Here is a 19,003-nt window from a genome sequence, read left to right on the forward strand (position 1 = left end):
TCGGCTCATCGATGCCTCCGCCTGCCCCTGACACTGCCGCTGCCAACGCAGCCCGTACCATCGCCCTGCAGATGCTCGAGGAGCGCGGCCGGGGCGCGGTGTTGGTGGGTGTGGCCCGGGTCGATGCCGCTCTTGAGCACCTGCTACAGGCGGTTATGGCCCCGGCAGCCAACCGCGGTGACGGCCTGTTCCTGCCGGATCGGCCCTTGGGATCCCTCGGCGCAAAGGTGGCACTCGCTCGCCGTCTGGGCCTGATCGACGCCCCGGTGGAGCGGGCTCTCTCTGCCCTGCGCAAGCTGCGCAACGCCTTTGCCCATTCCGCTGAATCGGCGTCGCTGGCTGATCCTGCCCACAGCGCTCGTCTGGCCGAGATCTATGCCGAGGCCCGCACCAATCCCCTCTGGGCTCCCCTGGAGACGGTGCTGGCTGCCCAGCCACCCTCAGCCCACGGCCCCCTGGAGCCAGCCCTGCGGGACTACATCCTGCTGATCACGATTCTGGTGGCGTTTCTGGAGGCCACAGCCCAGCAGCTCCAGCCCTTTCAGCCGCCGGTGGTGATGGGCTTCTCGGGGGTCCTCCGCAAGGAGCCTGCGGGTAATGGCCCTCGAAGCCATGGGTGAGCGGAACGGGTAGGCGCCTCCGAAGTCAGCCAATCCATCAGTCAGTCGTCTCAGCACGTCACGGATCCAGCCGAGTTCCTCAGAAGACGGCTTGCCGTGGGGCTCACAGCACGTTCAGCGCATCGGCCGAGGCCCGCGGCGGATCGGCCGCACCAAGGGCTTGAGCGTCGGTGGGATCTGCAGCTGCTGGTCGGCCCACTGGGCGGACAGGGCTGCCAGCAGGCTGGCGCGGTTGCCGTGGATCCGGAGCATGGCGTTGGCTCAACGTGCTGGCCACCAGCCTGATCGGGCCGGCCCGCTGCGCCAGCCCAGAAGTTGACAGGGCCGGGCAACCAATGGCACAAGCGCGACGGACGTTCATGCCGGTGGCGATGTGCCATGAGCGATCGGCTGCGCTGTGAGGTCGGTGCCGCAGGCCCTTCCATGCTCCGCGCCTTGGCAAGGGTTTCACCAGCCAGCCGGGTTGGGCGTCGGGCTCCGCTGCGCTGCGCCATTCACTGGTGGCTGGCCCTTGCCGGGCGGCGCGGCTGCAGGGCGGGTCCTGCGTCACCCCTCCTGTGGCTGCTGCCGAGTCCCACCGTGCCTCCCTGTCCTTCCCCTCAAGCAACGCCAAAACCGGTCCGATCGCTGTCTCCAGCACCAGCCGCCGCACCTGCCCCTCCAGCTGCCCCCTGGCCGGCGATCAGGGCTGCTACGCCGAGGCTGGCTTCCACACCCGGCTCCATTGGGATCGGCTCAGCCGGGGCGAGAGCGGCCTGCCGGCAGAGGCCTTCATCCGCCAGGTGCTGGCGCTGCCGGCCGGGATCCTGTTCCGCCATTGCGTGGCGGGCGATCAATGGCCTGATCCGGCCGATCCGCTGCGCATCGATCAGGCCCTATTGCTCCAGCTGGCTCGGGCCACACGGCATCTGCGAGCGGCCTGGTCCTTCACCCACTTCCCGATGGGCCCGGAGAATCAGGCCGCCGTGCGGCAAGCAGCCGCCAAGGGGTTGGTGGTCAATGCCTCCACCGAATCCCGCTCCGTGGCGGCGGGGCTGCAGCGCAAGGGCATCCCATCCGTCTGCGTGGTGCCGCCCGATGCGCCGGCGGTGTTCCGCCACGAGGGCGTGCGCTTTGTGGCCTGCCCCGCCAGCCGCCGGGGGAAAGGCGGCCGCAAGGTCCAGTGCATCAGCTGCGGCGGCCGCTTTGGGATTCCCCTCTGCGCCCAGGCCGATCGGCCGTTCGTGATCACCTTTCCCGCCCATGGCCTCCGGGCGGCGGCGGCAGCGGCCCACTGCAGCTGAGGGGCATGCCCCCAGACTGCCCCCTGGTTCAAGGAGCGGCGTGACCACCTCTGCCTCGGTGTTGTTCCTGGCCCATGGCTCACCGATGTTTGCCCTGCAGCCCGGTGCCGCCGGGGCGGCCCTTGCCGAGTTCGCCACGACCCTGCAGCGGCCCCAGGCGGTGCTGGTGATCAGTCCCCACTGGGAGACGAAGGTGGCCACGGTGAGCACGGCCAGCCAGCTGACGACCATCCACGACTTCGGGGGCTTTGATCCGGCCCTCTACGCAATCCAGTACCCCGCCAGCGGCAGCCCCGAAGGGGCGCAGGAAGTCGTTGCTGGACTGTCGGCCGCTGGCTTGCCCGTAACCACCGACGCCGAGCGCGGACTGGACCATGGGGCCTGGGTGCCGTTGCGCTACCTGTTCCCCGCGGCGGATGTGCCCGTGGTGCCGCTGTCGATCCAGCACCAGGGCGGGCCGGACCATGCCTTCCGCGTGGGCCAGGCGCTGGCGCCGCTGACCGAGAGGGGCTGGCTGATCGTGGCCTCCGGCAACATCACCCACAACCTGCGCGACTGGCAGCAGGCCAGCCGCGGTTTTGGCGTGGATGTCAGCTACGCCCAGCGCTTCTCCGACTGGGTCGACGCGCAGTTGAGCGGTGGCCAGGTGGAGGCGCTGCTGCACTACCGCGACTGCCAGCCCGATGCTGAGCAGGCCCAGCCCCGCGACGAGCAACTGCTGCCGTTGTTCACCGCCCTCGGGGCCGCCGGCCCTGAGGCCCGTGCCAGGGCGATTCATCGCGGCATCCGCGATCACGTGATCGCCATGGACAGCTACGCCTTCGAGCGGGCTGCCTAAGCCGTCGGCAGAGTCCTCAGGGCGTCGTCCGACCCGCCCCAGAGCATCCAACCCCAGCAAGGCAATGCACGTGCATTACCATTGGCATGGCTTCAGCGGGTGGCCTTATGGCTGTTCTCTCCTCTCCTGACGTGGCCGGTACCTCCGTGAGCCCCCCCCAGGAGGAGGTGGAATCGGCGCTGACGGATCGCTATCAGACCACCGTGCCGCAACCCGTGCGGCGGGCCCTTGGGTTGCGCAAGCGCGACCGCATTCGCTACGCCTTCCGCGCCAACGGTGAGGTGGTGTTGCAGCGCGTCAGCACCGAACCAGCAGCAGAGGATCCGGCCCTGGCTCCCTTCCTCGCGCTCCTGGAGCGGGACATCGCCAGCCATCCCGAGCGGCTGCAGCCCATCGGCGCAGAGCTGGTTCAGCGCCTGCAGGATCTGGTGGGTGACATCGAGGTGGATCTCGATGAAGCACTGCCAGACGACGAGCCCGCCTGACGGTGGGCACAGCGGCAGGATCGCCCGCGGTGATCAACGGGTGGAGGCTCTATGCGCACCCGTTGTTTCTCGATCAGCTGGAGGCGTTGATCACCGAGGTGGAGTCGCTGCGCCGCAAGGACCCCGAGGGGTATGGCAGCAAGAACCCCAGCAAGCGCCTGGCGGCCATCGCCCGCCTGATGCTCCAGGACATTCCCCAGGACCCCAACCGCAAGGAATACCAGCAAGGGTCCACCCTCGGGGCTGAACATCGCCACTGGCGACGGGCCAAGTTCTTTCAGCAGTACCGGTTGTTCTTCCGTTTTCACACGCGCTCACGGCTGATCGTGCTGGGCTGGGTGAACGACACCGGCACCAAGCGCGCCTACGGCAGCAAGACCGATGCCTACCGGGTGTTCCAGTCCATGCTGGCCAGCGGCCATCCGCCCGACGACTGGGACGAACTCCTGCAGGAGGCCACACAGGCCGCCGGGCGTTTGCAGCAGCTCACCGATCGGCTCCCTTGAGCGGAATCGGATGCTGAAGGGGGCTGGCTCGGGGCCTCTCCAGTCTGAGGCCCTCCTGACGTCGGGCCTCCGCTGGGATCGGTCCCGTCGCTGCGCCGCCCCCGGCGCCGATCGTCATGGCCATGCCCTCTGCGAGCGCCCCGGTTTTTGCCCGCTCCCCGTTCTGCCGGCCCGAGGAGGATCCCTTTCTGCTGCTCGAATCCACGCTGCGCTCGATGGAAGAGATCCTGCGCCGGAGCCGGGGGCTGCCATTGCGCCGCACCTGGATCGAGCAGCCCTATGGCGAGGAGGAGTTCACCCTGCTGGAGGAGGAGGTGATCCCCGCGATCCAGCAGTGCCTGGCGCGTGTGGATGAGCTGGATCAGCGCCTGCAGGCCCAGCAGGAGGCCGAGATCGCCCACATCGAGGCCGAGCGCATGGCTGAGCTGGTACTGGCACAGGCCTGAGCCAGCTCCTGAGCCCAGCTGGGGGGCTCCGGTCCCCTGGCTCCCCTCAGGGCTCAGTCGGCAGCGAACACCAGGGTGCTGAGCGGCCACCAGCCGCCGCCACCCTCGTCGTAGCTGAGCTCCACCATCGGATCCTCGGGGCTGCTGCTCTCGAGGCTGAGCACCGTGGCGCCAGTGCCGGGGCTGATCAGGTCACGCCAGCAGGGCTCGCCGATCGCCGGCAGGGGTGTGGGGCTGGCGGTCATGGCTCAGGGGCTCACCATCACCCGGTTGCCAGTGCCGCTGTTGCTCACCGCCACGAACTGCCCCCGCTGCGGCGACCAGGCGATCGAGCGCCAACCCAGATCGGCAGCAGAACTGCGCACACTCCAGTTGAGGCCATCGGGGCTGGTCATGATCCGGTTGCCGGTGCCGCTGCTGGCCGCCGCCACCAGCAGCCCCCGTTCCGGTGCCCAGCAGAGGGAGGTCCAGACGTTGTCGGCGGCCGAGGCCCTGGCGGTCCAGGTGATCCCATCGGCGGAGGTCATCACCCGGTTGCTCTTGCCGCTGCTGCTCACCGCCACCAGCAGCCCCAGCTCAGCGGCCCAGCAGAGCGCCATCCAGCTGTTGTCGGCCGGGGAGCTGCGCAGGGTCCAGCGGCTGCCATCGGGGGAGGTCATCACCCGTTGACCGGTCCCGGTGCTGGCCACGGCCACGAACAGGCCCAGCGGCGGCGCCCAGCACACCGATCGCCAGTCCTGATCGGAGGCGGCGGGGCGGGAGCTCCAGGTCAGGCCATCGGGGCTGGTCATCACCCGGTTGCCCGTGCCGCTGTTGGCCACCGCCACCAGCAGACCGCGTTCGGGAGACCAGCAGATCGAGGTCCAGCTGTTGTCGGCCGGGGTCGTCCGCGCTGTCCAGGTGAGGCCATCGGGAGACGTCATCACCCGGTTGCCGCTGCCGCTTTCGCCCACGGCCACAAACAGCCCAAGCTCAGCAGCCCAGCACAGCGCCAGCCAGCTGTTCTCCGCTGCTGCGGCTCGGGGACTCCAGCGGAATCCATCGGCGGAGGTCATCACCCGATTGCCGGTGCCGCTTCCTGCCACGCAGGCGAAAAGGCGCAGCTCCGGCGACCAGCACACCGCCTGCCAGCTGTTGTCCACCGCGGAGCGGGCGCTCGCCCACAGCAGGCCGCTGATCCCCAGGACCGGCGCCGGGCTCAGCAGCGCCGCCAGGGCAGAGGCCGGCAGCTGGTAGGTGCCGGCCTGGGGCCCGCTGGGGCGGGTGATCGCCAGCCGGTCATCGGGTTGGAGCGTCATCAGGGGGCTGCTGGATCGGATCTATCGCTCAGGGCAGGGCCGGCAGGCTGCTGATGTCCAGGGGCATGTAGTTGCCGGCTGGTTGGGTAGCGGCCAGGGCCTCCGCCAGCTGGGCCGCATCCACCACGGCCCCGGCAGTGCCGCCGCTGAGGTCTTCGCTGCTCGCCAGCCGCACCACCCCGGCTGCTTCCGTCGTGGCGGCGCTCACGCCGATCAAGGGCTGGGCCGGATCGCTCTCGTCCACCGTCACCGGTGCCGCCCCCCGCACCCGCACCACCCCCACGCCATCGGGGCCCAGGGCGGCGTTGGCGCTCCAGCTGCTGCCGTCAAACAGCAGCAGATCCCCCTGGCTGATCGCGTCCCCGCCGATTCCGCTCCAGCTGGCCAGGGCCACCCCAGACGTGCTGGCCAGATAGACATCGCCCACCGCCGCATCCGCCGGGGCGTCCGTCGTGGTGGGGTCGATCACGCCCTTGTAGAGCAGGGCGCCGGGGAGGTCGGCATGAAGGGTGCCGTCGGCCTCCACCGTGAGGTTGGTGCCGGGCTTGATGCCACCGATTGCCGCTGTGGTGGCGGGGGTGAGCATGTAGGACTTCACCTGCTCGGCCGTGGCCTTGTGGGCGGTGGCTCCCCGCTGCACCAGCAGCAGGTCGGTGGGCTGGGTCGTGGCGGTGCTGGCCATGGGAGAGCGGGACAGGAGTGCGGAAGGGGTCGGCCCCGTGTGGGGCCGCGGTGCTGGTCAGGGCGGCAGGGGGTCGAGGAGTTGCAGATCGAGGTGGAGGCTCACCACGCCTTCCCGCTCGCTGCTCACCAGCGGTGGCAGAGCCTCCACGGAGCTGATGGCGTCCTCCGGGGAAGGCGGCGGCTCCGTGCTCTGCCATTGCGCCTCCCCCAGGAACACCACCCCCTCGAGCCGATCAGAGGAGCCCATCAGGCAGCTCCAGCAGCGGAGCCCCGTCTGGCCCGCTGCCAACGGCACCGGCAGCGGCATGGAGGGCGGTGGCCTGCTCCACCAGTTCCGCCTTGGTCATGCCGCCATCGAGACTCACGCCATAGGTGGCGGAGCAAAACGCCACGATCTCGGCCTTGGTCATCGCCTGGAAGTCGGGGGCCTCCTCGGCCAGCAGGGCCTCACCGGCCTCCGGATCAGGAGCCAGGGGAACCTCCAGCAGTTCCTCCAGCTCCATGGGTACAGGCTCTGGGGCATGAGGGTCCGGTTCCGTCTGCTCCGGGTCTGGCCCTGCCGGCTCCGGCGTGGCCGGCGGGGCAGGGCTGAGCAGCTGCCAGCCCAGGGCCTGCCAGCCGGCCAGGTGCACCGGCCAGATCGAGCGGGTCTGGCCGTCCTTGCCGATCAGCAGCCTGGAGGACATCGGATCGAGGTTGTTGCCGTTGGCGTCATTCAGCAGCAGCACCGAGCGCTGCTCGCCGCCCGGCGGGTTGGGGGTGACGAGCTGGTGGCTGGGCTCCAGCGGCGGCAGCAGATCCAGGGGCAGGGCGTCGGGGATGGGGCTCATCGCTGCACCTCACAGTCCCTGGAAGGAGGTGAGCGCCACCAGCATTCCCTCCGGCGAGCTGGGGGACACCAGGGCGCGGGCCAGGCGGATGCAGGGCGGCTCGGCGGTCGCGGCATCGGCCGGGTTGGGCAGCAGTCCCTGGCCGGCGATCGTCGCCTCCACCTTGCCGCCGGCGGCGGGGATGGCCACGGCAGCAGCCGTGATCCAGGTGCCAGCGCTGCCGTCAGGCAGCAGCGGCGCCAGCTCCAGCGTCACGGTCACCGCCTCGCTGTGGCCCGGGTGGGAGGCCACCAGCACGAAGGAGGCGCTGGTCTCGAGGTCGGTGCCGAGGTTGATGATCTCGCCGCTGCTGCGGATGTGCTCGTAGCAGTCGGTGGCGGAGTGGTTGATCCAGCCGACGAGCACGGTCTGGGCATCCAGCAGCCGGGTGGCCTGGGTGGTCATGGGGTCCTCTTGCAATGGGGTCATGGGTGAGTGCTTGTTCCAGCGCTCGGGTGCAGCTCAGGGGGTGGCCAGCGGCATGGGCGCGACGTTGTACAGCCGGGCCGCCGCCTTGCGGTCACACACCGCGAAGCCCACGTACCAGTCGATGCGGGTGCGGAACACCGGGGCGTCATGCACCTCCCCGAAGTCCCGCACCGCGATCCCATACCGCCCCTCGAAGGGGCCCTGCAGACCGCAGACCGCCGCATCCCCCAGCACGCAGCAGTACAGCGAGGTGGTGTCGCCGGGTTCGTCGTAACCGAGCACCGGATGGCCCTCGGCGTCGTCCTCCACCAGCAGGAACTCCACCCCCTCGAAGAAATGCCGCCCGTCGATCACCTCGTAGAGATCGCCGCCGGCCTGGCGCGAGGCGGTGCTGAGCTGGCGGCGGGCGGCCTTGCTGCCGATCAGCACCTTGTCGCCGCCGTAGCTCACCACGCTGTCGATCAACGCCTCCACCGCCAGCAGGTTGAGGGTGCCGCCGCCGTTGTCGATCGTCTGGGCCTCCCCCGGCACCAGCCGTTTGCTCAGCCCGTTGAAGGCCCGCGGATCGAAGGTGTCATCGCCATTGATGATCGCCGCCTCAAGCGTCAGCCGCATCGAGCGCACCTTCATCTCGGTCTGGGCGGCGCGGGCCTCGGGGCCCTGCAGATCCACGATCGAGCGGTCCACATCCAGATCGCCCCCGAACAGGTGCACGAACTCGCTGTCGTTGTGGATCACGCCATAGCTCTGGCGGTAGCCCTCGTTCACCGCCCGAAAGCCCACCCGGGGCAGCTTCACCTCGGCGGGGAAAGAGAGGGAGCCGCCGATCAGGTTGCGGAACGGCAGGCGGCGCAGCAGCTCGCCCTCCGAGAAGGTCTTGAGCACGGCCAGGCGCTCAACCCGTTTCTCGTACTTGGCCGCCTCCAGCAGGGTGAGGCCCATGGTCACTCCCGGGGCCTGGCCCCAGACACGTCACCTCCTGTTGCCAGGTGCTTTGCGCGCAGGGTGATCCATCAGGTTCCGGCTGCTTAGCCTGGGGCGATGACCAATCCCCAGCTCACCGAGAACCTGCTTGCGGTGATCCGTAGCCTGCCGGCTGATGATCGCCGCTGGCTGCTCAAGCAGCTGGAGCAGGACAGCAGCGACCTGGGTCACGGGGCCCTGGCAGAGATGGCGATGGCCGGGGGTGCCTTTGACGACCTGGCGGCTGAGCCTGACCTCTACAGCTTCTCGGACGGAGAAGCGATCGGCGCCGGCTGATGCTGAGCCGCTACGACATCGTGCTGGTCGCCTTCCCCTTCACCGATGGGCCAGCGGCCAAGCCCCGGCCGGCCTTGGTGATCACCACCAGTGAGCGCCATGGGGATGTGCTGCTGGCCTTCATCAGCTCCAATGTCAGCGGGCCCCCGGACCGCGATGAGCTCGATATCCCTGCCGACCATCCAGGCTTCTCAGATACTGGCCTGAAAGTGAGTTCGAGGCTGAGGCTCAGCCGCATGACAACCCTGGCGATGCCACTGGTGAAACGGCGCATCGGGGTGCTGCCGGTGGCCTTGCAGACGGGGTGCCAGCAGCTGCTGCAGCGAGTGATCTGCGGCCAAGGCTGAAGTTTTCCCTGTTGGCCAGTTCGTCGTGATGGCAGTGGCCTGCGCCAGCTCACGCAACAGCGGCCCGTTCCCCTCACGGTCCACCGCGTCCATCCTTCGGATAGTGCAAGCGGTGGATGGTGGCGCTGATGCGTGAGCGGCTGCGGTGCCTCCCTTCCGCGCCGGGCCTGTGCCGCGGTACCCGGTCGACCTGGGGGATCGCCGCGATGGCGGCCCTGCTGATCGGCGGCGCCCCCAGCCGCGCCGAACCTTGGAAGAACTGCGCCTACAACGACCAGCCGATCCCCTGCCGCGACAGCCACAGCAGCGACGGCACCGTGCGGATCGTTTGGAAGGACGGCAAGGCGATGACCTACCGCCTCATCAAGGAGGGCTTCCCCATCTCCACCCTGCGGGACAGCCTGGGCGGCCTCTGGGAGCGGGAGATCTACGTGCAGGGCAACGCCGTGTTCACCAACAAGACCAACGGCAACCGGATCTTTGTGCCGTTGCGCCCAGCCAGCAACCGTCCATGACCGACCTCGACGCGTTCCTCCGTTGGAACTCCGGCCACCTGCTGGAGAACCGCACCCGAGGTGCCTATGCCGAGTGGCTGGTCCATCGGGCGTTGGGCCTTGATCCCGGTGAGCACCGCATCGAATGGGCGGATGTGGATGTCACCGATGGAGGGATCACCCTGGAGGTGAAGTCGGCGGCCTATGTGCAGTCGTGGCCGCAGGCAAAGCCCAGTGTGATCAGCTTCCCGATCGAGCAGCGGGTCGCCACCGCCTACGTCTTCTGCCTGCTGGCGGAGCAGGACCCCGAGCTGGTGGATCCCCAGGACCTCACCCAGTGGCATTTTTGGGTGGTTCCCACGGGAAAGCTGCATGAAGGCCGCAAATCGATTGGCCTGCAACCGCTGATCCGGGCCTTTGGTCCAGGCATCAGCTACGGGGAGCTGCGGGCCTGCATCGAGGCGCTGCGCACTTGAAGCCTGCGGCCGCCCTGAGCCTGCACCAAACCCAGACTATTCGTGCTAGTACAGGTGTACGCATCAAGGGGTCGCATGGGAATGGCTGGGAGTCGGGGGTCCTCATCGCTGGGGCAACGGCTCGATGCCCCGATCGAGGAGTGGCCCTACCTGGGGAAGGAGGTGCTCGTGCCGGCCCGCAGCCGCAAGGTCTGCATGGCCTGCCACTGGTTTCGCCACCACGCCGGTGTGAACTGCATCCCCCTGCTCACCTGCCATTGATGATTCCGGGACCCCACCAGCACGGGTCTGACCCATCACCTGCCTGACCCGATCCGTTCTGGAGCGGTGTCTTTCGCGCTGACCTGTCGGTCTGTGCGGTGGGGCAACCAGCCGGGGAGTTTCGTGACCTCATAGGAGTCCGACGTTCCCGTCCCATCAATGGCCTGTCCGTCTGCCCGGTTGGTTGCACCCCCTCCTGTCCCAAGAAGCCATGAGCGCAGCGCCGGCACCTGCCCCCGAGACCAGCACTGGCCCCGACGTCGTGATCGGCGTCGATACCCACAAGCTCATTCACATGGCAGTGGCCCTCAGCGCCAATGGCGGCTGGTTGGGCAGCCTCAAGCTGGATGCCAAGCGCAGTGGTTACGAGGAGCTGATCCATTGGTCTGCTGAGTTCGGCCGCAGTCCGGTGTTCGCAGTGGAGGGCACCGGTTGCTACGGGGCCGGTCTCTGCCGAGCCCTGCAATTGGCAGGGCTTGAGGTGGTGGAAGTGAACCGGCCGGATCGTTCCACTCGGCACCGGCGAGGTAAGGTCGACACCATCGACGCGGAGGCAGCTGCCCGCTCCTTCATTGCCGGCCAATCGACCGTCATTCCCAAGGCAGGCAATGACCTGGTGGAGATGATCCGCATGCTCAAGGTGGTCAAGGATTCGGCCTCTGGCAACCGCACGGCAGCCCTCAATCAGTTGCACGCGATTGTGGTGACTGCACCGGCAGCGCTGCGGGAGAGGCTGCAGCGGCTCAAGGGCAAGAAGCTGGTGGAATGCTGCATTGGCCTGCGCTCTGGAGAGATCAGCACGCCGCTGGCGGCAGCCAAGATGGCCCTGCGCGCTCTCGCCCGCCGCATCCAGCAGCTGGATCAGGAACTCAAGGAGACCCTGGCGCAGCTGGATCAGTTGACCACGCAGCACTGCCCGGAGCTGCGCAACACCTACGGCATCGGTGTGGACATCTCCGCCACCCTGGTTGTTGCGGTGGGCGACAACCAGGAACGGCTGAAATCGGAGGCCTCGTTCGCCGCACTGTGCGGCGTCAATCCCCTGCCGGCCAGCTCCGGCAAGGTGGTGCGACACCGGCTGAATCGCAGCGGCAACCGCCAGGCCAACTGTGCCTTGCACCGCATCGTCATCTGCCGGATGCAGCGGCACCAGCAGACCAGGGACTATGTCGAGCGCCGCACCGCAGAGGGCCGCACGATCAGGGAGATCATCCGCTGCCTCAAGCGCTTTGTAGCCCGCGAGGTGTTTGGCATCCTGCGTGGAGGTCCTACCGTTCGCACGGCAGCGGCCTGATCAACAGCGCGATGCTCCGCTGTAGGCACCCAGGCTCCCGCCGGAGTGGCTGCCTGCCCCTCCAAGGCCAGGCAGCCACTCCGGTGGTTCCAGAGCCGGCCGGCGGTTCAGCTGTCGACGGGGATCAGCACGTCATGCAGCTCGGTCCGCAGCGCCTGGCCTCGTTGCTCCGGCACAACGAGGACGACGGCCTTGGCCTCGATCAGATGGCTGTCAGCATCGATGGCCTCGCCATCGGCATCCCAGCTCTCCAGCGCTGCATCCAGCCAACGGGTCTTGGTTTCCAGAAAAGCGATCGCGTCATCGGGGCTCCAGCGGGCCTCGCTGCCGCGGCAGGGATAGCGCTGTAGAAGCTCGAGGATGCCGATCTCCTGCAGCTCAGGGGTGCCGGAGGGGTCGCGCACCAGCACGGCGTCGGCATCGGTGGAGTTGTCGATCAGCTTCTGGATGTCGCTGCGATCGTCGTCCTCCTCCAGCTCCTGCCAATCCCGGAGATCAATGACCTTCTCCAGCAGGGCCTGCAATTCATCAATAGGCATCGGTGGCGCTTGTTTTGGCCTGGTGGGATGGGAAGCCAGCTCGATCAGGCCTTCCGCTGCCTCGATGATCTGCGTCAGCGACATATGCTCCGCCACCAGGGTGAAAGTGGTCTCGGTCAATTCCTCGAGTGGCAAACGCGGAGCATCCACGTCGTTTCGTACCCGATCGATAGCCTCCAAGAGGAGAAGCTGGTTCGATGTGGTGATCGGCTCCACAGGATGGGCAAAGCGGTATCGGCTCCATCCTTGCTGAGCTCAACCTGCTCCTCCAGTACCGGGCAACCACCAGTCGATCACGGAGGTGTGGCAGGCGGGGCTTGACAATCCATAGGAGTGTCAGCTGCACCAGGGGCTGATCGCCCAGGGCGAGCACCTCACCAACCGCTGCCAGGGCTGGACCGACGACTTGGTGCGCCAGCAGGGCTGGGCACCCGAGGTGACCTGAGCCGGGCATGGCGACCAGCAAGCATCCGCCCCTCTCCCCCAAGGAAGGCTGGCTGAGCGATGGGCGCAGCGGCTGGAGCTGATCACGCTCTGGCGCCAGCAGTAACAGGAGGGGTTGCGAACCTGCCCGCACCAATGGACGCCACCTGCTCCGCTGCGGTGCTGAAGGGCCAGGCCCCATCCAGGCATCCTGGGGAGAAGGTGATGGATCCAGATGAGCGATCACGGCGCACAACAGCTCACGGCTCGAGAGATGGTGCGGGCTCATGCCTACCCCGTGCTGGCAGCGATCAGCACGCTGAGCCTGCTGGCCATTGCCCTGCTCCAGATCCCTGGTGCCGTCAAAGCCCACCGCTACAACCAGTGCATTGATACGCAGGTGCGGTTGCGGCAAGCCAGCAACCTGGCGGGGCAGGAGGGCCCTGGGAAGTTGATCTACCTCAAAGCTGTGCAGCACTGCGAAGGCCTCTGACGCCGGGCCGCCACGCTTAGTGCCGATGGCGGTGATGGGCGTCGCTCACATGGGGGTGAGCATGGGCTGTGTCCGTGTGCTGATGGCCGTGGGCATGCCAGAAGGGTTGATCGTCGGGCATTCCCCTGAGGTCGTCTTCTGTATGGGGATGGTCGTGATGGGGATCGCTGTTGCTGGGGTCGTGGCGATGGCGGTGGGAGTGCTCCAGAGGCTCGTGGCGATGCCAGTGGCTGTGCTGCTCGTTCAACAGCAGGGCTACCCCGCCTGCCATCAGGCCTGCCGCCACGGCGAGCTGGGTGGTGAGGGCTTCTCTCAGCACCACTAGCGCAAACAAGGCCCCCACGAACGGGGCCGTGGCAAAGATCAGGGCTTCCCGAGCGGCACCCAGACCCCGCAGCGCCAGCAGATCGAGCCAGATCGAGATGCCATAGCCAAGGGCGCCGATGACGAGCAACCCCAGAGTCGTTGGCATTGGTGGAAAGCGTTCCCCCAGCAGCAGGGCCAGGCCCAGCATGGGCAGGGAAGCTCCAGCGGCCTTGAGGGTGGCGATCTGAATCGGGTTGCGCAGGCTGAGGCGCTGGCTGAGGTTGTTGTCGATCCCCCAGGCCAGGGTTGCCGCCGCGATCAGCAGAGCCCCTGGGCCGTTGACACCATGGAGGGAACCTCCGGAGAGCACCACGGCTCCGGCAGTGGTGAGAGCCGCTGCCGTGATGCCGCGACGTCCCAGGTGCTCTCGGCCCACAAGCACCGCGATCGCGAGCGTGAACGGTGTTTCCAGATTGAGCAACAGCGAACTGGAGGCTGCCGGCAGACGAGCCAGACCCAGCACCAGCGCCACCGGGCCCACCATGCCCCCGAGCACGGTGAGCCCGGCCAGAGCCGGCCAATCACTGGCTTGCACCGGCGCTTCCGACTGGGAGCCGCCCAGCACCAGCCGCAGCAGCAGCAAGGCCATGGCCGCCCCGGCATAGAGCAGGGCCGCGATGCTCACGGCCGAGCCCTGGCCTGTGAGGGTGCTGATCAGGGGGGCGCTGCAACCGAACAGCACCGCTGCGGCGAGTCCGGCGAGTTGACCGCGGCGCTGCAGGGACATCAACGGAGCATCTGCGTGGGTCCAGCCACCAAGCTGTCTCCAGCGCGCACGCCCTGGAGGATCACCACCCGATCGGCCGACTGTTGCCCCACCACAACGGGCACAGGCTCCACTACACCACGTTGGTAGCGAAACACCGTCGGTGAGCCGTTCACCACCTGGACGGCATCGGCGGGCACCGTGAATCGCTGCTCGGAGGCGGACACCATCACAAAGGCCGTCACCGCCGTACCGGCAGGCGGCATCGGTGCGTCGACGGTCTGAGCGCGCACGACGCTCACCCGATTGCCGCTGCCGCTGTCTGGTGCCACCGCCAGCACCCGGGCTCGCAGATCCCTGGCACCGGCCTTCACCCGCAGCAGCTGGCCGGGTTCCAGATTGGCGGCCAGCACAGGAGAAACCAGGAAGCGCAATTCACTACCCCGCGCATCGCTAATCTGGGCCACCTCATCTCCCGCCTGCAGCACAGCACCAGGGGATGCCTTGACGGCGGCGATCTGTCCGCTGATCGGACTTCTGATGGGCAGACGCCCCATGGCGTCGGGCTCTCCCATCGCCATGGCCTTGGCCGTTGCTGCCCGCGCGGTGCTGGCCGCGGTCACGCTGGCAATCCGCCGGCTTTCCAGCTCCTGCGCCGAGAGGGCGCCTTGCTTGGCCATCGGGGCAGCGAGCCGGTACTGGTAAGCCAGCGATTGCGCCGTGGCCTGGGCGGCGTCGGCGTCGGCACGCACCACGGCGGCTTCCGGGCTCTGCACCTTGGCGATCACCTCGCCGCTGCGCACGGTGGTGCCCGGGGCCACCAGCAGGTGCACGATGCGGCCAGCCACGGGCATGCCCACGCTGGAGCGTGCGCCAACGGCCGCTTCCACAAAGCCTGAGATCGGCCGTTCCGTGCCGGTGCTGGCTTCCGGGCGAATGATGCGGAGACCCGAGCGCCGCAGTTGCTCCGCGCTCAGGCTGATCGTGTTGCGGGCGGCGGTTGCTTCTGTGCTCGCCTTGGGCGTGGATGGGGCAGGCCCACCGCTGTGGCGGCCCACGGCGATCCCCAGCAGCAGCGACCCGGCGATCGCGATGGGCAAGAGGGCGCGGGGCTCGCGCAACCGAGCGGTGATGGCCTGGAGGCTTGAGCTCATGGCTGAGACAGCGCGAGAGAAGGCATGGAGGTGTGGATCGGCGGCAACAGCCAACGGCCAAAGCGCACATACAGCGCGGGTAGGACCAGCAATGTCAGCGCCGTGGAGGTGATCAGGCCGCCCAGCACCACAACGGCCAGGGGCTGCAGGATTTCGTTGCCGGCCCCGAACGCCAGCGCCAACGGCAAGGCACCCAGCGCGGACGAGAGCGCAGTCATCAAGATGGCGTTGAGGCGCTCCAGGCTTCCCTCACGGATCACCTCGCTCAGGGGTTGCCCATCGGCATGGCGGCGGTTGTAGTTGTCCACCAGCAACAACCCATTGCGCACGGCGATGCCAAACAGCGTGATGAAGCCGATCAGCGAGGCGATTGATAGCACTCCTCCCGTGAGCAACACGGCCACCACACCGCCAATCAGGGCCAGGGGCAGATTGAGCATGATCGCCACCGTGGCCGGCAGAGATTTCACCGAGATCACCATCAGCACACTGATCACCACTGCGGCAACAGCGCTGTAGAAGATCAGAGACGCGGTTGCCCGTTCTTCTGATTCGAATTGGCCGCCGTAGCGGATCGTGTAGCCCTGAGGCAGTGGCACCTCGCGGGCAATGGTGCGCTGGATGTCTTTGACGACTGTGCCGAGCGGCCGGCCGCTGACGTTGGCGGAGACCACGATCATCCGGGACACGTCCTCCCGGTTGACGACGTTGGAGCCCAGGCCTTCGTCGATCCAGGCGACGCTGCCCAGCGGCACCGTCATGCCATTGGAGAAGGCCACCGGCACCGAGCGGATCGCCTCCAGGCTTGCGCGCGCGTCTGGCTGGAGCTGCACCAGCACATCGCTGCGCACCCCGGCTTCCACTACGTGGCCCACCACCTTGCCGTTGAGGGCAATCTCCACGGCCTGCGACAGCTCTTCAATGCTGAGGCCCAGGGCCGAGGCCAGGGGGCGGTCGTAGTGGATCTGGACCTGGGGGATGGGCAGTTGGGGCTCCAGCTGCAGATCCACCACTCCGTTGATCGGCTTGATCGCTGTCTCCACGGCCTCGCCGATGCGGCGCAGCTCGCCCAGATCGGTGCCGTAGATCTTGATCGCGATGGCACTGCGGACCCCGGAGAGCACCTCATCCATGCGGTGGGAGATGAAGCCGCCGATGTTGGAAGCCACGCCCGGCAGCTTCTGAAACGCCTGCCGCAGTTCAGCAATGGCGGCTGGGCGGTTGGCCATCGCCCGATCACTGAGTTCCACATCCACATGGGCCAGGTTCACACCCGCACCATCGGCATCACCAGGCGCGCGGCCGGTGCGCACCTGCACCCACTCGAACAGAGGGTTGTTCTGCAGCGAACGGGTCAGGGCCAGGCCGGCCCGATTGGTCATCTCGAGTGACACCCCTGGGTAGAGCACCATCGAATTCACCAGCGACTTTTCACGGAACTCGGGCAGAAACACCCGCCCCAGTGCCGGCAGGATGAGGGTGGTGGCGATCACCAGAGCCAGGGCCATGGCCAGCACCCGCTGCGGGGAGGCCAGGGCCAGATCCAGCACAGGGCGATAGAGGCGCTGGGCTTGGTTGGCGATCCAGGTGTTCTCCTCGGGCAGCTGAACCGGCGCCAGCAGGATGGCGCAGAGGGCAGGTGACAGAGTCACCGCTACCAGGGTGGAGGCGCCGATGCAGAGCAGGTAGGCCAGGCCCATGGGCGCAAAGATCCGTCCTTCCACGCCGGTGAGCGAGAAGATCGGCGCGAACACCACCGCAATGATCACGGTGGAGAACAGCACGGGCTGGCGCACCTCCACCGAGGTGTCAAACACCACTTGCAGCGATGATTTGGGCGTGCTGCTCGCCTGGTTGCGGCGCAGGCCCCGGTAGCAGTTCTCCATGTCGACGATCGAGTCATCGACCACCGAACCGATCGCCACCACCAGCCCGCCCAGGGTCATGGTGTTGATGCCGAGACCCAGGGCCTTCATCAGCATCAGGCCGATCAGCAGCGAAAGCGGAATGGCGCTGAGGCTGATCACGGCAGCGCGCCAGTTCATCAGGAACAGCACGATCACCACCGAGACGATCACCACCCCCTGCAGCAGCGACTCGCTCACATTGCGGATAGCGCTGTCGATGAAGTTGCTCTGCCGGAATGTGACGTGGGTCTGCACATCCGCCGGCAGGGTTCGGTTCAGTTCGGCCAGGCGTCGCTCCACCGCGCCGGTCACGGTGGGTGTGTCCACGTCGGGCTGCTTGGTCACCATCAGCACGACGGCGGGCTTGCCGTTGAAGCTGGCGTCACCCCGTTTGAGCGCTGCGTCACGTTTGACCTCCGCCAGGGTGGAAAGCAGCACCGGTTGCCCCTGCTCGTTGCGCACCGCCGCCTCCGCCAGGTCGCTGAGGTGCTCGATCTGCCCCATCGGGCGGATCAGCCGCTCCTGGCCGCCGGCAATCAGGAAGCCTCCGGGGCTGGTGGCCATGGCATTGGAGACCCCCTCCATCACCGCTTGGAGCGAGACGTTCTGCACCTGCAGTTCGTGGGGGTCGATCAGCACCTGAAACTGCTGCTCATCCCCGCCGTAGATCGTCACCTGGGCCACACCAGGGACCGCCAGGATGGCCTGGCGATAGGAGCGCAGCACCAGCTGCTGCAGATCCATCAAGGATGTGGCGCCATCGCCTGCCGCCGTGAAGGCCACCTGCAGGATCGTGCCGAGCGGTGACACAAGCGGCGACAGCTCCGGTGCGGCGGCATTGGCGGGAAGCTGGGTGCTCACCTGCTGCAACCGCTCCGCCACCGACTGGCGAGCGCGGTAGATGTCGGCGTTCTGGTGGAACACCACCTGCACCATCGACAGGCCCGCCTTGGAGGAGGAGCGCACCGTCTCCACCCCGGGGATGCCGTTCACGGCCGACTCGATCGGCAGGGTGATCCGGGTTTCCACCTCCTCGGGCGAGAGGCCATCGGCGCTGGTCTGCACATCCACCTGCGGCGGCGCAAAGGGCGGAAACACATCCAGCGGAATCTGGCTCACGGCCAGCAGGCCCCACAGGCTGACCACGACTGCAGCGGCCACGATCAGCCAGCGGCGAGCGATCGAAAACCGCAGCGTGGCGTTGAGCAGCCGCTCAAGCATCCGTATTCTTGCGACGGCTCAGCCAGATCCCACCGCCGATGACCAGCACAGCGGCGCCGGCGCCCACGGCCAGCCCAGGAATCGGCAACCCAGAGCTGGCTGCAACCGATTCAGGGGCAGAAGCCGTTGTTTCATCCGGCTTGTCGTTCGCCGACGCAGGCTCGGCCTGCTGGGTCTTCCTCGATTCGGCATAGAGCGAAAGCGCCCCCGTGGTCACCACGTCGTCGGTGGGATCGATGCCTTCCGTCACCACAACCCGATCGCCCTGGTTGGCACCGATCACCACGTAGACCGGGTCGTAGGTCTTCTCCGTCTGCACGAACAGCAGGGGTTTGCCATTGGCATCCACCAGCGCCGTGGCTGGCACGCTGAGGCCATCCGGCCCTGACTCCGGCTTCGTGGTGGCAATGCCCAGGAGGGCGTCACCATCGGCATTGCGCTGCACCTGGCGGGCATCGCCCGTCTGCTGGAACTCGTCTCCATGGCCCACATGCGCCACCGCGACAGGAGTGGCGACAGGAACGGTGAGCAGGGCAGCGGCCGCGAGACTGGCACCGGCGGTCAGCGGCAGGAGTCGGTTGAGCAAGGCCCACGGAAGCAACAA

Annotated in this window: 26 protein-coding genes; 13 read left to right on the forward strand and 13 right to left on the reverse strand. The window is 67.6% G+C overall.

The annotated features are described in order from the left end of the window. The first annotated feature begins 11 nt into the window (after window positions 1-11). Window positions 12-620 carry a hypothetical protein gene (locus tag CBM981_RS06480; protein WP_087069246.1) on the forward strand — a complete coding sequence of 203 codons (609 nt, stop codon included), beginning with the start codon at window positions 12-14 and terminating at the stop codon, window positions 618-620. Between the two features lie 114 nt (window positions 621-734). Here the strand turns inward: CBM981_RS06480 and CBM981_RS15250 are convergent, their stop codons facing one another. Continuing rightward, complete coding sequence (locus CBM981_RS15250) at window positions 735-872, reverse strand: hypothetical protein (RefSeq protein ID WP_157665353.1); 138 nt, start codon at window positions 870-872, stop codon at window positions 735-737. 305 nt (window positions 873-1,177) lie between these two features. On the opposite strand from CBM981_RS15250, the gene CBM981_RS06485 reads away from it, so the two are divergent. The 5 genes from CBM981_RS06485 to CBM981_RS06505 all read left to right on the forward strand — a co-directional run bounded on the left by CBM981_RS06485 (window position 1,178) and on the right by CBM981_RS06505 (window position 4,178). Further along, window positions 1,178-1,903 carry a hypothetical protein gene (locus CBM981_RS06485; RefSeq protein ID WP_087067751.1) on the forward strand — a complete coding sequence of 242 codons (726 nt, stop codon included), beginning with the start codon at window positions 1,178-1,180 and terminating at the stop codon, window positions 1,901-1,903. A 40-nt stretch (window positions 1,904-1,943) separates the two neighbouring features. After that, window positions 1,944-2,741: a dioxygenase gene (locus CBM981_RS06490; RefSeq protein WP_197686673.1), complete on the forward strand. Its 798-nt coding sequence runs from the start codon at window positions 1,944-1,946 to the stop codon at window positions 2,739-2,741. A 131-nt stretch (window positions 2,742-2,872) separates the two neighbouring features. Further along, window positions 2,873-3,226 carry a type II toxin-antitoxin system PrlF family antitoxin gene (locus CBM981_RS06495; RefSeq protein WP_225867569.1) on the forward strand — a complete coding sequence of 118 codons (354 nt, stop codon included), beginning with the start codon at window positions 2,873-2,875 and terminating at the stop codon, window positions 3,224-3,226. Window positions 3,227-3,228: 2 nt separating this feature from the next. Next, window positions 3,229-3,732 carry a type II toxin-antitoxin system YhaV family toxin gene (locus CBM981_RS06500; RefSeq protein ID WP_172820839.1) on the forward strand — a complete coding sequence of 168 codons (504 nt, stop codon included), beginning with the start codon at window positions 3,229-3,231 and terminating at the stop codon, window positions 3,730-3,732. 116 nt (window positions 3,733-3,848) lie between these two features. Then, window positions 3,849-4,178 carry a hypothetical protein gene (locus CBM981_RS06505; RefSeq protein WP_087067754.1) on the forward strand — a complete coding sequence of 110 codons (330 nt, stop codon included), beginning with the start codon at window positions 3,849-3,851 and terminating at the stop codon, window positions 4,176-4,178. Between the two features lie 53 nt (window positions 4,179-4,231). Here CBM981_RS06505 and CBM981_RS06510 read toward each other — a convergent pair whose 3' ends face one another. Genes CBM981_RS06510 through CBM981_RS06540 form a run of 7 tightly spaced genes read right to left on the reverse strand, consistent with a single transcriptional unit; the run spans window position 4,232 to window position 8,400 of the window. Beyond that, window positions 4,232-4,423 (reverse strand): hypothetical protein, encoded by a 192-nt coding sequence (locus CBM981_RS06510; protein ID WP_087067755.1) that lies wholly within the window; start codon window positions 4,421-4,423, stop codon window positions 4,232-4,234. 3 nt (window positions 4,424-4,426) lie between these two features. Continuing rightward, complete coding sequence (locus CBM981_RS06515) at window positions 4,427-5,476, reverse strand: hypothetical protein (RefSeq protein WP_087067756.1); 1,050 nt, start codon at window positions 5,474-5,476, stop codon at window positions 4,427-4,429. Between the two features lie 28 nt (window positions 5,477-5,504). Beyond that, the gene (locus tag CBM981_RS06520; protein ID WP_087067757.1) at window positions 5,505-6,158 is read right to left on the reverse strand and encodes a hypothetical protein; all 654 of its coding nucleotides are present in this window, start codon (window positions 6,156-6,158) and stop codon (window positions 5,505-5,507) included. Window positions 6,159-6,215: 57 nt separating this feature from the next. Beyond that, the gene (locus tag CBM981_RS06525; RefSeq protein WP_087067758.1) at window positions 6,216-6,407 is read right to left on the reverse strand and encodes a hypothetical protein; all 192 of its coding nucleotides are present in this window, start codon (window positions 6,405-6,407) and stop codon (window positions 6,216-6,218) included. Then, the gene (locus CBM981_RS06530; protein ID WP_087067759.1) at window positions 6,394-6,990 is read right to left on the reverse strand and encodes a hypothetical protein; all 597 of its coding nucleotides are present in this window, start codon (window positions 6,988-6,990) and stop codon (window positions 6,394-6,396) included. Before CBM981_RS06530 ends, CBM981_RS06525 begins: the two co-directional genes overlap by 14 nt. A gap of 9 nt (window positions 6,991-6,999) precedes the next feature. Continuing rightward, window positions 7,000-7,458 (reverse strand): hypothetical protein, encoded by a 459-nt coding sequence (locus CBM981_RS06535; RefSeq protein WP_225867570.1) that lies wholly within the window; start codon window positions 7,456-7,458, stop codon window positions 7,000-7,002. 33 nt (window positions 7,459-7,491) lie between these two features. Further along, entirely contained in the window at window positions 7,492-8,400 is a 909-nt protein-coding gene (locus CBM981_RS06540; protein ID WP_087069248.1) for a major capsid protein, read from the reverse strand. Between the two features lie 99 nt (window positions 8,401-8,499). On the opposite strand from CBM981_RS06540, the gene CBM981_RS06545 reads away from it, so the two are divergent. The 6 genes from CBM981_RS06545 to CBM981_RS06570 all read left to right on the forward strand — a co-directional run bounded on the left by CBM981_RS06545 (window position 8,500) and on the right by CBM981_RS06570 (window position 11,590). Then, window positions 8,500-8,718 (forward strand): hypothetical protein, encoded by a 219-nt coding sequence (locus tag CBM981_RS06545; RefSeq protein WP_087067761.1) that lies wholly within the window; start codon window positions 8,500-8,502, stop codon window positions 8,716-8,718. Beyond that, window positions 8,718-9,065: a type II toxin-antitoxin system PemK/MazF family toxin gene (locus CBM981_RS06550; protein WP_087067762.1), complete on the forward strand. Its 348-nt coding sequence runs from the start codon at window positions 8,718-8,720 to the stop codon at window positions 9,063-9,065. The genes CBM981_RS06545 and CBM981_RS06550 overlap by 1 nt, the downstream gene beginning before the upstream one ends. Window positions 9,066-9,271: 206 nt before the next feature. Further along, window positions 9,272-9,580 carry a hypothetical protein gene (locus CBM981_RS06555; RefSeq protein WP_157665354.1) on the forward strand — a complete coding sequence of 103 codons (309 nt, stop codon included), beginning with the start codon at window positions 9,272-9,274 and terminating at the stop codon, window positions 9,578-9,580. Next, entirely contained in the window at window positions 9,577-10,035 is a 459-nt protein-coding gene (locus CBM981_RS06560; RefSeq protein WP_087067764.1) for a hypothetical protein, read from the forward strand. The genes CBM981_RS06555 and CBM981_RS06560 overlap by 4 nt, the downstream gene beginning before the upstream one ends. A gap of 81 nt (window positions 10,036-10,116) precedes the next feature. Then, window positions 10,117-10,296 (forward strand): hypothetical protein, encoded by a 180-nt coding sequence (locus CBM981_RS06565; protein ID WP_197686674.1) that lies wholly within the window; start codon window positions 10,117-10,119, stop codon window positions 10,294-10,296. A gap of 211 nt (window positions 10,297-10,507) precedes the next feature. Beyond that, complete coding sequence (locus CBM981_RS06570) at window positions 10,508-11,590, forward strand: IS110 family transposase (RefSeq protein ID WP_087067765.1); 1,083 nt, start codon at window positions 10,508-10,510, stop codon at window positions 11,588-11,590. A gap of 107 nt (window positions 11,591-11,697) precedes the next feature. Here the strand turns inward: CBM981_RS06570 and CBM981_RS06575 are convergent, their stop codons facing one another. Then, complete coding sequence (locus tag CBM981_RS06575; RefSeq protein WP_157665355.1) at window positions 11,698-12,345, reverse strand: hypothetical protein; 648 nt, start codon at window positions 12,343-12,345, stop codon at window positions 11,698-11,700. A 442-nt stretch (window positions 12,346-12,787) separates the two neighbouring features. On the opposite strand from CBM981_RS06575, the gene CBM981_RS06585 reads away from it, so the two are divergent. Next, the gene (locus CBM981_RS06585) at window positions 12,788-13,045 is read left to right on the forward strand and encodes a hypothetical protein (protein WP_087067767.1); all 258 of its coding nucleotides are present in this window, start codon (window positions 12,788-12,790) and stop codon (window positions 13,043-13,045) included. Between the two features lie 16 nt (window positions 13,046-13,061). Here CBM981_RS06585 and CBM981_RS06590 read toward each other — a convergent pair whose 3' ends face one another. The 4 genes from CBM981_RS06590 to CBM981_RS06605 are packed head-to-tail and all read right to left on the reverse strand — an operon-like array spanning window position 13,062 to window position 18,985. Beyond that, window positions 13,062-14,138 carry an EamA family transporter gene (locus CBM981_RS06590; protein WP_087067768.1) on the reverse strand — a complete coding sequence of 359 codons (1,077 nt, stop codon included), beginning with the start codon at window positions 14,136-14,138 and terminating at the stop codon, window positions 13,062-13,064. Continuing rightward, window positions 14,138-15,271, reverse strand: coding sequence for an efflux RND transporter periplasmic adaptor subunit (locus CBM981_RS06595; protein WP_087067769.1), 1,134 nt, complete (start codon window positions 15,269-15,271; stop codon window positions 14,138-14,140). Before CBM981_RS06595 ends, CBM981_RS06590 begins: the two co-directional genes overlap by 1 nt. Next, entirely contained in the window at window positions 15,268-18,399 is a 3,132-nt protein-coding gene (locus CBM981_RS06600) for an efflux RND transporter permease subunit (protein WP_087067770.1), read from the reverse strand. The genes CBM981_RS06595 and CBM981_RS06600 overlap by 4 nt, the downstream gene beginning before the upstream one ends. Beyond that, complete coding sequence (locus CBM981_RS06605) at window positions 18,392-18,985, reverse strand: hypothetical protein (RefSeq protein ID WP_225867571.1); 594 nt, start codon at window positions 18,983-18,985, stop codon at window positions 18,392-18,394. Before CBM981_RS06605 ends, CBM981_RS06600 begins: the two co-directional genes overlap by 8 nt. Window positions 18,986-19,003: the final 18 nt, after the last annotated feature.

Origin of the sequence: Cyanobium sp. NIES-981 (genome assembly GCF_900088535.1) — a bacterium.
In the GTDB taxonomy this organism is placed as follows: domain Bacteria; phylum Cyanobacteriota; class Cyanobacteriia; order PCC-6307; family Cyanobiaceae; genus NIES-981.